Source organism: Erythrobacter sp. SN021 (assembly GCF_021864455.1).
Map to the genome: position 1 here is coordinate 218000 of NZ_JAKKUW010000004.1, position 12537 is coordinate 230536.

17 protein-coding genes and 1 tRNA gene are annotated in these 12537 nt (G+C 63.2%); 6 read left to right on the forward strand and 12 right to left on the reverse strand.

Features of this window, described 5'->3' with window-relative positions:
• Positions 1-105 precede the first annotated feature (105 nt).
• The 7 genes from L5849_RS11235 to L5849_RS11265 all read right to left on the reverse strand — a co-directional run bounded on the left by L5849_RS11235 (position 106) and on the right by L5849_RS11265 (position 3554).
• Positions 106-336: a hypothetical protein gene (locus L5849_RS11235; protein WP_162814838.1), complete on the reverse strand. Its 231-nt coding sequence runs from the start codon at positions 334-336 to the stop codon at positions 106-108.
• Between the two features lie 163 nt (positions 337-499).
• Entirely contained in the window at positions 500-652 is a 153-nt protein-coding gene (locus L5849_RS11240) for a hypothetical protein (protein WP_236925639.1), read from the reverse strand.
• A gap of 46 nt (positions 653-698) precedes the next feature.
• Entirely contained in the window at positions 699-1403 is a 705-nt protein-coding gene (locus L5849_RS11245; protein ID WP_236925640.1) for an NAD(P)H-binding protein, read from the reverse strand.
• Between the two features lie 116 nt (positions 1404-1519).
• The gene (locus L5849_RS11250) at positions 1520-2008 is read right to left on the reverse strand and encodes a DUF6692 family protein (RefSeq protein WP_236925641.1); all 489 of its coding nucleotides are present in this window, start codon (positions 2006-2008) and stop codon (positions 1520-1522) included.
• Positions 2005-2532, reverse strand: a complete 528-nt coding sequence (locus L5849_RS11255) for a DUF305 domain-containing protein (RefSeq protein WP_174223719.1) — start codon at positions 2530-2532, stop codon at positions 2005-2007. The genes L5849_RS11250 and L5849_RS11255 overlap by 4 nt, the downstream gene beginning before the upstream one ends.
• 408 nt (positions 2533-2940) lie before the next feature.
• Complete coding sequence (locus L5849_RS11260) at positions 2941-3390, reverse strand: hypothetical protein (RefSeq protein ID WP_236925642.1); 450 nt, start codon at positions 3388-3390, stop codon at positions 2941-2943.
• A 2-nt stretch (positions 3391-3392) separates the two neighbouring features.
• On the reverse strand, positions 3393-3554 hold the full coding sequence (locus L5849_RS11265) for a hypothetical protein (RefSeq protein ID WP_236925643.1): 162 nt from the start codon (positions 3552-3554) through the stop codon (positions 3393-3395).
• A gap of 73 nt (positions 3555-3627) precedes the next feature.
• On the opposite strand from L5849_RS11265, the gene L5849_RS11270 reads away from it, so the two are divergent.
• The gene (locus L5849_RS11270) at positions 3628-4065 is read left to right on the forward strand and encodes a MarR family winged helix-turn-helix transcriptional regulator (RefSeq protein WP_236925644.1); all 438 of its coding nucleotides are present in this window, start codon (positions 3628-3630) and stop codon (positions 4063-4065) included.
• A gap of 169 nt (positions 4066-4234) precedes the next feature.
• Here L5849_RS11270 and L5849_RS11275 read toward each other — a convergent pair.
• A tRNA-Leu gene (locus L5849_RS11275) sits at positions 4235-4322 on the reverse strand.
• 110 nt (positions 4323-4432) lie between these two features.
• Complete coding sequence (locus tag L5849_RS11280; RefSeq protein WP_236925645.1) at positions 4433-5269, reverse strand: MJ0042-type zinc finger domain-containing protein; 837 nt, start codon at positions 5267-5269, stop codon at positions 4433-4435.
• Between the two features lie 155 nt (positions 5270-5424).
• On the opposite strand from L5849_RS11280, the gene ftsE reads away from it, so the two are divergent.
• Genes ftsE through L5849_RS11300 form a run of 4 tightly spaced genes read left to right on the forward strand, consistent with a single transcriptional unit; the run spans position 5425 to position 8295 of the window.
• Positions 5425-6150 carry a cell division ATP-binding protein FtsE gene (gene ftsE, locus L5849_RS11285; protein ID WP_236925646.1) on the forward strand — a complete coding sequence of 242 codons (726 nt, stop codon included), beginning with the start codon at positions 5425-5427 and terminating at the stop codon, positions 6148-6150.
• Entirely contained in the window at positions 6147-7079 is a 933-nt protein-coding gene (locus L5849_RS11290; protein ID WP_236925647.1) for an ABC transporter permease, read from the forward strand. The genes ftsE and L5849_RS11290 overlap by 4 nt, the downstream gene beginning before the upstream one ends.
• Positions 7076-7606, forward strand: a complete 531-nt coding sequence (locus tag L5849_RS11295) for a YdcF family protein (RefSeq protein WP_115415789.1) — start codon at positions 7076-7078, stop codon at positions 7604-7606. The genes L5849_RS11290 and L5849_RS11295 overlap by 4 nt, the downstream gene beginning before the upstream one ends.
• 8 nt (positions 7607-7614) lie before the next feature.
• Positions 7615-8295: a 1-acyl-sn-glycerol-3-phosphate acyltransferase gene (locus L5849_RS11300; protein ID WP_236925648.1), complete on the forward strand. Its 681-nt coding sequence runs from the start codon at positions 7615-7617 to the stop codon at positions 8293-8295.
• Positions 8296-8353: 58 nt separating this feature from the next.
• On the opposite strand, the gene L5849_RS11305 is transcribed toward L5849_RS11300, so the two are convergent.
• Positions 8354-8854: a MarR family winged helix-turn-helix transcriptional regulator gene (locus L5849_RS11305; RefSeq protein ID WP_236925649.1), complete on the reverse strand. Its 501-nt coding sequence runs from the start codon at positions 8852-8854 to the stop codon at positions 8354-8356.
• A gap of 75 nt (positions 8855-8929) precedes the next feature.
• Here L5849_RS11305 and L5849_RS11310 point away from each other — a divergent pair, with 75 nt between their 5' ends.
• Complete coding sequence (locus tag L5849_RS11310; RefSeq protein WP_236925650.1) at positions 8930-10393, forward strand: serine hydrolase; 1464 nt, start codon at positions 8930-8932, stop codon at positions 10391-10393.
• Positions 10394-10468: 75 nt separating this feature from the next.
• On the opposite strand, the gene L5849_RS11315 is transcribed toward L5849_RS11310, so the two are convergent.
• Together L5849_RS11315 and hisC are read right to left on the reverse strand one after the other, a co-directional pair.
• The gene (locus L5849_RS11315) at positions 10469-11374 is read right to left on the reverse strand and encodes a prephenate/arogenate dehydrogenase family protein (protein ID WP_236925651.1); all 906 of its coding nucleotides are present in this window, start codon (positions 11372-11374) and stop codon (positions 10469-10471) included.
• The gene (hisC, locus tag L5849_RS11320; RefSeq protein ID WP_370459226.1) at positions 11371-12453 is read right to left on the reverse strand and encodes a histidinol-phosphate transaminase; all 1083 of its coding nucleotides are present in this window, start codon (positions 12451-12453) and stop codon (positions 11371-11373) included. Before hisC ends, L5849_RS11315 begins: the two co-directional genes overlap by 4 nt.
• Positions 12454-12537 lie beyond the last annotated feature (84 nt).

The following is a 12537-nucleotide window of genomic DNA, read 5'->3' on the forward strand; positions in this document are numbered from 1 at the left end:
TTCCGCAAAGAGGCGCGCCAGGCGCGCGGTCGGACCCTGCAGGCGGCGCGAAATGCGCGGGCCGTTCGTCCGGTGTGGGCGTGCAGAATTACTCCCGCACGAGCGCTACGCGCGTGCTTGCGGAGGCGGGGTTTCGGGGACGCGCGCGGTGCTTGCCAGGGGAAAGCCGGTAATGTCGGCGAACAGGGATAGAACTGTCAGGCGGTCTCGGGGCGCCATTGCATCATCGACGAGGGCCAACGGAGAAATGCAGCCGTGAGTTACGAGGCACTCGATCCGCATATTCTCGCACGGAGGCCCGTCGCTGTCGTGAGCGGGCGAGGGTTCGGCCGCCATGCGCATCTCGGTGCAATCGCCCCCCACCGCCGTGGAATCTTGCGGAATTGCCGATGCATGGGCGATCGATTGAACGGATAGGCCGCAAGCAATCAAGACGAGTGCAAAGGCGCGTAGCATTCGGACAAATCGTGCAGGGGCGGTCGGCTCGGCCAAAGTTTGCTTATCCCTGCTGGTCCGCGGCAGCCTCTGACGCCGCTTGCCAGGCGCCCATGGAGCCGAGATAGATATCGAGCTTTCCCAACCCCTTGCCTTGCCAGCCGATCAGACAGGACAGTTGGGAAAGTCCCGGCGTCTCGATCTTTTCCAGAACCATGTCGTGTCCTTACGCTCCTTGCCGCCAAATCGGCGCATGTATTCGGTCAGGCGATGCCGAGTTCGGTTTTCAACGCGGTCATGTCTTCGAACCGGTTTTCTTCCGGCCGTCCGATCGCCGGCTTGGCCTGCACCCACGTATTTTCGCAGACGAATTCGAGAAGGCTGGCCGCCAAGTCGGCATGACGGCATCGCAAACAGCCTTCGGCCAGCCGCTCGTCGGATATGATGGCTTCGCCGGTAAAGGGTGCGTCTAGGAGCCATCCAGGACGGGCTGCGGTCCAGTCGAGGTCGGTCTCGCGCTCCAGCGTCTTTTCCATCGCTCGCATTTCTTGGAGGATATTGTGAAGCGCGGGCCTTGCCATGAGTTCGAACCACGCCGGAATGCTGGGCTGCGGCTCTACGAAAGCCGCCGAGGTTACCACGATGCGGCGGATCGATGTTTCCCGCATCGCAAGAATTAGCTTTCGCGTTCCCTCTGTATAGAGCGGAGGCGGGTGGATGGCTGTCGAGGGGCTTAACGCGACCCCGAGCGCAGAAATGATCGCGCGGCATCCTTCAAGATTATCGGCGAATCCACCGTTCAGGACATCGCATTCGATGTATTCGACGCCTTCGATCCGATCCGATGGCGGGGGCAAGGAGTGTTCGAATGCCCGCACCGCCACGTCGCGGCGGATTGCCTGACGCAGGATTTCGCTCCCGGTTTTTCCTCCGGCTCCGAAGACGGCGATGGGCAATGTATCGCTCACTGGTTTACTTCCCTTGTCTCTGCTCCACGCTTTGATCGGCACGCGCGATCGAGGCGGATGTGCGTGGATGCTGTCAGGCGAGCGCCGGCGGATGCCAGCGCCCTCCCGGGCGCGGGCTAGGTCTCGTCACTGTCGCAGGTTGTGTAGCCCCAGAAGCCGAACTCGTCCTTCGCTCGCGGGGCAGCGACGATCATCTCTTGCATTTGCAGGCCAGCGGTTCCCCGATCGTCGAGCAGGCGCGTCCGGATGCGAAGCTCTCCGTTGGCAAAGCCCCCGGGACCGTTCGACGTTACCGGGATGAGCTTGCCGTTGATCTTGATCGCGCCCCGCCCGTCGCCATCATGGACGAAAGAGGGGAAAGCGACTTCGGTCAGGCGGAACTGGCAGGCATTCTCGGCTCCGAGAGCGGCGAGGTCCGCATCGCTCATCGTCTCGGGAAGCATCAGCCCTGGGCTGAGATTCGCAAGCGCGCTGGCCGCGTTCTCGATCGGAGCCGCGCTCGCCGGTGGATCGAGCCGGGCCTCCCGGTCATTTCCGACGGCGGTATTCGAATTGCAGGCCGCCAGCGGTGCCGCAGCCAATGCGATGAAGGCGATCCGGTTCATTGCTGCATCTCCTCGGGCAGGCGTTCTGAGGTCCTGGGGCCATTCCGTTCGATATCGTCGATCAGATATTTCATCTCGGCGATCTCGCGGCGCTGCGCGACAATGATAGCCTGGGCGAGTTCGCGCACACGCGGGTCCTTCAGGCTGGCCCTTTCGCTCGTCATGATCGCGATCGAGTGGTGCGGGATCATCGCCGCCATATACTCGGTGTCATCGACGGTGGTCTGGCTGCGCACGAGCCACAAGGCGAGCGCGAAAACCAGGGCGCCGACACCCAGAATGACGAAGTTCTTGGTCCGGTCCTTATACATGCCCCACATGAAGAGCAGCATGACGACCATCATCATCGCGCCCATCACGAACATCATCCAGAAGCGGGTTTCGCTCCAGAAGACATCGTCCATGTCGAACGTGTTGGCATACATCAGGAAGAACATGATGACGGTGGAAGTCGAAACCATGGCCATGAATCGCCAATAATTGCCGCCCCCTGCCTTGTCGGAGTGGGATGGAGTTTCGGTCATGCTGCTTCACCTTTCTTCGACATGGTTTCTCAAACAGTGCCAAGCGAACGATGTCCGCCCAGCCCCTGCAATATCTCGATAGCGGCTGTAACGCGCCAAACGACGGGCGCGGCGAAAAGCATGGGGCCGTCGGGGCGCGCAGCAGAGCCTGCGCCCCTGCGTATCTTGGCTATGATGGCGCACCTTCTTCCCTGCCCTGTCTCACGAGGATGAGAACATCCTGTCAGACAATACGATGGACCGGGGCGCATCCCTCAAAATTTGTTCGGAGATCGACCGCAGGACATCCGCTCGTCGCTTCATGCGGATACGCTTCGCGACGATCGCAGGGACGGGACCGGGCGATCCCGTTGTAGACCGCAAACAGATAGAGCGCGCATTTTTCCTGCCGCCAAGATGCCAAGAAACCTAGCGCCTGGCTGACGAGCGACGGCGGGCGGTGAGCTTGCGCCCGTCCAGCGCGTTCTTCGTCAGAAGCCAGAGATTGACCGCGCCTGCGGCGAGTTCGACCATTTGTATGGCATAGAATGTTCCATCGAAATCGCCGGCTTTCGCCTTGGCGGCCAGAAACAGCGCCGAAGGGATGAGAATCAGAACGCCGTTGGCGGCAATGATCGGCATCCGCTTGCGCTTTTTGCCGACGAGACCGCTCGATCGCCCGCCGCCGAGTGCGAAGCCGGTTCCGCCGACTGCCGCCAAAGCGGGAACGAGAATGATGAAACCCCACGGTATGAGCGTCTTGACGAGAACTACGAAAGGTTCCGAGCCCGAGAGTTCGGAGATGGCGGTAGAGAGCCAGAAAATTGCAATCATGAGGATCGCAACTCCACCGGCGAGAGGATGGATGATCTTCTTCATTTTCACTGTCCCGATCCCGCTGCGAGCGGCGCATCGGTGGGGATCGCGCGGCGATATCCAAGGCCTTCGACCACCGGCACGATTTTGAGCTCGCGCTTCTGCGTCGCAGCGGCGGCGAGGGCCATCGCGCTTTCCCGGATGGCGAATGCGGTAAGATGCTTCATTGGACCTTCCTCTCATCTACATAGCATGCTATTTTCATATACACAGCATGCTATGGATATTCAAGGTCACGAGATGTCATTCGAGAAAAACGGCTCCATGGGCTTTGTCACCAACCGGCTGGCGCGGTTGTTCGCCCAGCATCTGCACGCCCGAATCGCGCCTCTGGGGCTCGCTCCGGCGCAGTTCATGACGCTTCTGGAACTTTGGGAAGGCGATGGTCTGACCCAGGCAGAGCTTACCGATCGCCTCGATGTCGAGCAGGCGACCATGGCCAACACCCTCTCGCGGATGAAGCGGGATGGACTGATCGAGCGGACGCCGCATCCGCACGATCGGCGCGCGCAGCTTGTCTGGTTGACCGACAAGGCGCGAGCCCTCGAACAGTCGGCAAAACAGGCGGCGCATTCGGTCAACCAATTGGCGCTGGCGGGGTTGGAGGGGGTCGATGCCGCAGAGGTGCTCGGTCATATGAACGCGATGATCGAGAGCTTGCGCGAAGAGCCCGGATGAGAGTGCCAATGGCCCAGACACGGGACGGCAAAGGTTTAGGTCCTGACGCCTGGGCGACGAGCGTCAGCCATAGCGAGCGTTCCGATACTCTTTCCGATATGATCCGAAGGGCGGCTCGAAGATCGCGCTACCCTTGAAGCCTTGGACGATCTCTTCGATTTCAAGGGATTGGTGCGGTCGAGAAGACTCGAACTTCCACGGGTTATTCACCCACAACGACCTCAACGTTGCGCGTCTACCAGTTCCGCCACGACCGCACACAGTCTGCATCGGGAGCGAATCCTGCTGGATGCTCCCGCCGGTAGGAGCGCGCCACTAGCAGCGAGGCTGCGCCCCCGCAAGCACCTTTGTTGACCGAATCCGAAAGCTAGCGCGGTGCCCAGCCGATATCCGCGAACACGGCCGACTTCGGTACATCGGTGACGGCTTCGTTGATGGTCAGCTCCTCGCCCGGCGCCAGGTTCGATTGGGGGGGCTGGACGACCCAACTGTAGACCTGCCGCTCGCGCTGGTCGCGCAAAACGATCAGAATTGGCGGGATCTGCCGCGATTCGCGCGCGGTATTCGTGACAATGATCCGCGCGCCGAAGAATTCGGTCCCGTTGGGCAATGTACGCCGTTCCTGCTGGTCCACGGGGAAAGCCAGTTCGAGATCGGGTTGCGCGGCTCCGAACAGCGGGCGTGTCACTGGCACCCATTCGGGGACGCCGCCATAGTTTACCGCCGCCACGGTGCCGAGTGCGATTACCGCGAAGAGGGCCGCGGCCCAGGTCCATAGCTTGGTGACGTTCCGGCGCGGACGGAACGGGGGAGCATGATCGAAGCGTGAAGGCCCTTGTTCGCTTTCGGCCTCCGGCGGCGGCGGGAGATCCTCCTGCACTTCGCCATAGGGCGGTGCGGTTTCGTCGAAATCAGGCCCGTCGCGGCCGGTTCTTCCGCTATCCGCGTCGTCATATGTGAAGCCCGGCTTGGCTGCCGGATCGGGTGCGGCCGGCTTTTCGACTGCAGCCGGTTGCGGCGCAGTCGGCTCTGGCGGCGGTGGCGGTACCGGCACTATATCGACGTCCGCGAGGCGTTCGGCATCGGGGCCGTCCTGGAACCAGCTATGCTTGCATTTCGCGCAGCGCACCGTGCGCCCGTCGAGTCCGATGGCACTGTCGGGCACGACATAACGCGTCGAGCAAGCGGGGCAGGCGATGATCATGGTGACCCAAGGCCTTAGGCTGCCTCGTGAATCACGACAAGCGACTGCCCTGTTCGCAACCCCCGACGGCGCCTTTTTTCCACATGCAAGCGCGGGTATAGGCTGTTTCCGACAATGACGGGCGCTTTCTTCCTCTTGATCGACCGGGCCGGACTATGAGCGGGGCCGAGGGCGAAGTTGTCCAGTTCGACAATGTCGGGCTGCGTTACGGCACCGATCGCGAGGTGCTCTCCAATGTTTCCTTCACGCTCTATCCGGGGCGTTTCTATTTTCTCACGGGGGCCAGCGGCGCGGGCAAGACCTCGCTGCTCAAGCTGCTCTATCTCGCCCAGCGTCCGTCGCGCGGCGCGATCCGCCTGTTCGGGACCGATGTCATCACCCTCCCGCGCGAGCGCCTGCCCGCCTATCGCAGGCGGATGGGCGTGGTTTTCCAGGATTTCCGCCTGGTCGACCATCTCTCGGCCTTCGACAATATCGCGCTTCCGCTTCGCGTGTCGGGTGTGCGCGAGGCGGATCTGCAGGGGCCGGTGTCCGATATGCTCGACTGGGTGGGGCTCGCCAACCGGGCCGACGCCCGTCCGGCAACGCTCTCGGGCGGCGAGCAGCAACGCGTCGCCATCGCGCGCGCGGTAATCGGGCGGCCCGATATGCTCGTGGCCGACGAGCCGACGGGCAATGTCGATCCCGAAATGGCGCTCAAGCTCATTCGCCTGTTCGAGGCACTCAATCGTCTCGGCACCACCGTGGTGGTGGCGACCCACGATGTCCACCTGCTGCGAAAAGTGCCCGATTCGCTTATCATGCGGCTCGACAAGGGCGCATTGTCGGACCCCACCGGCGCGCTGCGCTATCCGCCACGCCGTGTGGGGGCGGGGGAATGAAGAAGCCTCCGGTCGTCACCCGCGCGGTGGAGCGCGGCCTGTCGCCCTTCCGGGGCCGCCGGGCAGCGCATCTCCTGCCGCAAGCGCGCCTGGGCGGGCCGATGCCGTGGGTCATAGCGATCATGGTCGCGCTTGTCGTGCTGGCCGCAGGTGGCGGGCTGGCGCTCGGCAATCTGGCCGACCGCGCGAGAGGAGAGCTGGCGGGCAGTGCGACGGTCCAGATCGTCGAAGCCGATCCCGCTCTGCGCGCGCAGCAGGCGCAAGCGGCGGCGGCGATCCTCGCGCAGGACTCCGCGGTTGCGAGCCTGTCGGTGGTTCCGCAGGAGACGGTGGCGCAATTGCTCGAACCCTGGCTGGGCACCGACGATCCCGAACAGACCGTGCCGCTCCCCGCCCTGATCGACATGCGCTTGCGCGACGGCGCCGATGCGGCGACGCTCGATCGATTGCGCAGCCTGCTTGTCGACCAAGCGCCGTCCGCACGGATCGATACGCAGGCGCAATGGCTGGCGCCGGTCCTGTCGGCGCTTTCCGCGCTCGGCTGGATGGCGCTTGGGCTGATCGCCCTGCTCGCCTTTACCGGCGCGGCAGCGGTCTGGCTGGCGGCACGCAATGCGCTGGGTGCCAATCGCGAGACAATCGAGATCGTCCATCTTCTCGGCGGCAATGACGACCAGATCGCCCGTATTTTCCAGAGATCGATTTTCGCCGATGCGCTGGTCGGGGGCGTGTTGGGGCTGGTGGTCGGTGCCATGGCCGTGTGGCTGATGGGCGCGCAATTCGCGGCGCTGGATTCGGGTCTGGTGTCCGGCGGCGGCCTTGAGACGAGCGACTGGCTGGTCTTGGCCCTTGTCCCCGTGGGCGCGGTTGTTCTAGCGGTCTACACGGCACGTTTGACCGTGCTGGCCTCGCTCAGGAAAATGCTGTGATTCTCCGTTTATTCGCCGCCGCCCTGCTGGTTTATGCGTTCGGTTTCCTCGGCTTCGCCGTGTCCCTGCCGAAGCCGGTTTCGGGCGAGCCGACCGATGCCGTCGTCGTGCTCACCGGCGGGCCGGGCCGCATCGCGCGCGGTCTTTCGGTGGTCGAACAGGGGCTGGCAAAGGAAATGTTCGTATCCGGTGTCGATCCGGAAGTGCGACCCGCCGAATTCGCGGCCGAATTCGATGTATCGGCCCGCACGATGGAATGCTGCGTCAAGCTCGGCTATCTCGCGGTCGATACCCGCAGCAATGCTGGCGAGGCGGCGCAATGGCTCAAGGAGAACGACTTTCGATCCGTCCGGCTGGTGACGACGGACTGGCACATGGCGCGGGCCGGTTCCGAATTCGCCGAAACGCTTCCGCCGGAGATAAGAGTAGTCGAGGACGCGGTTTCCTCGCACCCCAATCTCGCCACGCTCTATCTGGAATATAACAAGCTTCTGGCCGCCGCGATTTCGCAAGGCCTGCCGAGCTGAGGCCCCCCATGCGACTGCTGCGTAACTTTGCCTTCTATTTCGCTTTTTACATCGGTTCCCTGCTGATTACCTCGGCTTCTTTGATCGCGCTTACCTTCAGCGTGGAGGCATTCCGGGCGCGGGTGCGGGACTGGTCGCAATGGCAGCGGTGGTGCCTGACCCATCTGCTCGGTTGCGAGATAGTGATCGAAGGCGCGCCGCAGAATGAGCCGGTCCTGTATGCGATCAAGCATGAGAGCTTTTTCGAAGCGATCGATGCACCCGCGCTGCTGGATTGCCCCAGCGTATTCGCCAAGCGGGAACTGTTCGACATCCCGCTATGGGGCCGTGCGGCGGCTGCCTTCGGGCTGGTGCCGGTCGAACGCGAGGCCGGTGCCAAGGCGTTGATGAAGATGATCCGCTCGGCCAAGGCGTTGGTTGCCGAGGGGCGCCCGCTGGTAATCTTCCCGGAAGGCACGCGCGTGCCGCATGGCGAGAAGCGCAAGCTGCAGGCAGGCTTTGCGGGCCTTTACAAGATGCTCGGCCTTCCGGTGGTGCCGGTCGCGGTCGATAGCGGGCCGATCTATCACAGGCGACTGAAAAAGCCGGGTCGGATCACGTATCGCTTTGGCGAGCCGATCCCGCCGGGCCTCCCCCGTGCGGAAGTGGAAGAGCGGGTGCGCGAGGCGATCAACGCGCTCAACGGGTGAGTTCGCCGCGCCCGCAAGCCCAGGAAACCGGCTGTGGGAAAGAGTCGGCATCGCAAATCTAGCCGCAGTGGTCCTCGACGCGTTGGGAAAGCGGTTTCCTCTCCAGTGCATCTTCCAGCCGATCGATCGCGGCGATCGCATCGCCTGCTTCCGCGTTCAATTCGATCGCGGCCTTGTCGAGCGCATCGAACAGCGGGGCCAATTGCCGGGCGAGAGCCATCCCCTTGTCGGTCAGGGCAAGTACGCGTCGCCTGCCGTCGCGTTCATCCGCCCGTGACCCAACCAGGCCCTCCTTCTCGAGCGCGCCCCTGATGACGCTTATCGACACGTGCGAAACCTGCAGGCGGTCGGCGAGGTCGGTAACCGACATCGGCTCCCCGCTACGAAGGCAATTGAAAACGGGAAACCAGCGCTGCTCGAAGGCGACCCCGCGCTCTTCATAGAGCGCCTTCGCTTCACGATCGATTCTGTCGCTCAGGCGTCTCAGGCGTCCACCAAGCGCGGCAGCGCCATGGGCTCGGACCGCGTCTTGGGCAGGTTCTTCGGGTGCTTTTCTCATGCGGCTTGACATGTCCGTAACTGATTACATAAATGAGTTGCGATGACAAATTGGAAGTGAACCCCACAAATGTCGATGACGAAGATTTTTTGCCGCGAGGTTCTGGCCATAGGTGCTGCAGCGGCGCTCCTTGCCCCCCTTTCGGGATGTCTGGCGCCTCTGGACCGGACTGCCGCACCGAGCCTGGAAAGCTATGCGTCACAGCTCACAGAAACCGCCGACTTCAGCGGCGTAATTCTGCTGGCGCGAAAGGGCGAGATCGAGTTCCAGGGGGCTTATGGACTGGCCGATAGGCAAACCGGGCGAGCGAACAGGGTCGATACGAAATTCAGCCTCGCGTCGGTGCCGAAGATGTTCACGGCGGTGAGCATCCTCCAGCTTGTCGATGCCGGCGCAATTTCGCTGGATGACACGATCGGCACACACCTGCCCGACTATCCGAACCGGGCCGCGGCAGAGCGCGTTACCATCGAGCATCTTCTGATGCACACGTCCGGCGTCGGCAATTACTGGGAGGCGATGGAGAAGCTGGATGGTGCCAGCCTGGACAGCCATAGCGACTATCTCCCGCTGTTTGCCGACATCCCGCTCGAGCATGAACCGGGGACGGCGTTTTCCTATTCGAATGGCGGCTATGTCGTTCTCGGGCTGATTATCGAAGCGGTGACCGGCACCAACTATTACGACCATGTGCAGGCTGCGGTCTTCGACAAGGCCGGAATGCAGGATACAGGGTATTTCCTCCCCGAAAAGCCGGTGCCCGATCGCGCCCAAAGCTACATGCGATCCGTCGAGCGTCCTGGGTCATGGGATGACATGGCCGCCCGAGCCGAACCGCGCGGCAGTGCGGCAGGGGGTGGCTATTCGACCGCCGGCGACCTGCTCCGCTTCGCCACCGCGCTCAAGCAACACCGGCTGCTGAGCCCGGACATGACCGATGTCTTCCTACAAGGACGCCTTGAAACACCGGTTGGGAAGTATGGCTACGGAATCATCGAGCAATCGCTCAACGGAACGCGTCTCCTCGGCCATTCGGGCGGCCATTACGGCGTCGCGGCGGAGCTGATGATGTTTCCGGACCTCGATACCGTTTTCGTCGTCCTCTCCAACGGCGATGTCGACGCTTACTGGGATGTGGAGATGTATGCCCATGAAATGATCGCCGGACCGACCGATGAGACCCGCAATTACGCCTTCACCAAGCAGCTCATCGCGGAAACGGTTGCGAAGGGATACGATGCCGGATGGAAAATGAACCGCAACCGCGACGCCGTGCGAAAGGCGCGGGGCGGCGTGATCGATCTGGCTGCCTTCAAATATATTCACCGGAGACACTATGATAAGGGGATCGATCTTCTGCGCCTGAACCGAGCGATAACGCCCGATTCCGATGACGCCATCTTCAGTCTGGCACAGGGTTTGCGTATTGCCGGACGAAACGAGGAAGCGCTCGAAACCTACCGCGCCTATCTTGAGAGAGTGCCCGACAGTTCCGAAGCGAAATCCCTCATCGCTGCGATCTCGCGGGAGGGCTCCTGATCCCTTTTCGCCCCGGCGCCGGTCGTCGGGGAAACCGGGTTCCGGCAGGCTGACAGCCAGCCAGCCGCTCACCGCCTAGTGGTCGCCCCGCCCGAAATCCGCCCTCGCATCGTCCTGGCCTTCGTCGATGATCGAACGGCGGATCGTGCGGGTGCGGTCGAACAGGTCGAACAGGGTGTCGCCGTCGCCGTTGCGGATGGCGCGCTGAAGGAGGCTGAGATCCTCGGTGAAACGCCCCAGCACTTCCAAAACCGCGTCGCGGTTCGACAGGAAGACGTCGCGCCACATGGTCGGGTTGCTCGCCGCGATGCGCGTGAAATCGCGAAATCCGCCGGCTGAATATTTGATCACCTCGCCCCGGGTCACATCTTCCAGATCGCTCGCGGTGCCCACGATGGTATAGGCGATGAGGTGCGGGATATGGCTGGTTACCGCAAGCACGAGGTCGTGGTGGCCGGCATCCATGATTTCGACCTTCGCGCCAAGGCCCTCCCAGAAGCCGCTGACGGCTTCGATGGCATCTTGCGGTGCGTCCTTGCCCGGAGTGAGAATGCACCAGCGATGGCGGAAAAGTTCGGCAAAGCCTGCATCCGGCCCGCTCTTCTCGGTTCCGGCGACCGGATGGGCGGGGATCACCACGGCCCCGGGCAGTGCCTTGGTCAGCGCCTCGCCCACGCTGCGCTTGGACGATCCCACATCGCTGACCACGGTTCCCGGCCTCAGATGCGGAGCTATGGCTTCCGCGGCATACCCCATGGCGCCGACGGGGACGCAAAGGATGACCAGATCGGCCTCGCCCACGGCATCGGCCACGCTGTCGCACACGGCGCCGACCAGCCCGCGTTGTGTGGCACGGGCGCGCACGTCGGAATCGGCATCCCAGCCAGTGGTCGCGACTTCGGGCTGCATGGCGCGCGCCGCCAAACCGATCGATCCCCCGATCAGGCCCAGCCCGATAATCGCCACGCGCTCGATGGTCATGCGTCTTCCCCGCACAAACTGCGCAGCACGCCGATGATCTCGTCCATTTGATTTGCGGTGCCGATGGTAATGCGCAGCGCTTGCGCCAGGCCCTGCCCGGGCAGGTGGCGAACGGCATATCCCGCCTCGGCTATGGCATCGAGCGCGGTTTCGGCCGCAAGATCCCCCTCGAACAGAACCAGCACGAAATTCGCCTTGCTGGATATTGCACGCAGGCCGTGATTGCCCAGCCCCTCGATCGCCGCGATAAAGCGCTTGCGCTCCTCGCGATTGGCCTCGCGCGAGCGGGCGAGAAAGGCGTGGTCGGCGATGGCGGCCAAGGCCGCACGCTGCCCGCTGGAGGTGACATTGAACGGGCCGCGAATGCGGTTGAGCACATCGATCAGGTTGGGCGTGCCCGTTGCCCAGCCGATACGCTCGCCAGCCAGGCCGTAAATCTTCGAGAAGGTACGCGTGACGAGCACATTCTCATGCGCCATCGCCAGGTCGAGCCCGCCGTCATTCTCTCCGGGTTCGAGATATTCGGCATAGGCCTGATCGATCACCAGCAGGGCGTCGCCGGGCAGTCCCGCATGAAGCCGCTCGACCTCTGCCCGCGGCAGATATGTCCCGGTCGGATTGTTCGGATTGGCAAGGAACACGACCCGTGTGCGCCGTGTCACCGCGGCGAGCAGGGCATCGACGTCGGCGGTGTAATCCGTGTCCGGCGCTTCGACGGGGGTCGCCCCGCATCGGCGCGCGGCGATGTCGTAGACCGCGAAGCTGAAGCGGCTGAAGAGCACCTCGTCGCCCGGCCCGGCGAAACCCTGCGCGGCAAGGTTGAGCAATTCGTCCGAACCCGTCCCGCACACGATTCGCGCGGGATCGATGCCGTGCTGCTTGCCGATCGCGGCGCGCAGGGCCGTGGCGTCCGGATCGGGGTAGGCGGCAGGCGCATGATCGGTTGCCAGTGCCGCCAATGCCGAGGCGCTACAGCCCAGCGGGTTCTCGTTGGCGGAGAGTTTGACGAGCCTGCGCCCGTCGGCGCGGGTCGACTTGCCGGGGACATAGGCGTGGATGCCCTCGATCCAGGGCTTCATTGTGGGAACTTGCTTTGCCATCTGTGCTTCGCCGCATGAAAGAATTACGTCGCTTCGACAAGCACAGGACGAGTGGCGAGGAAA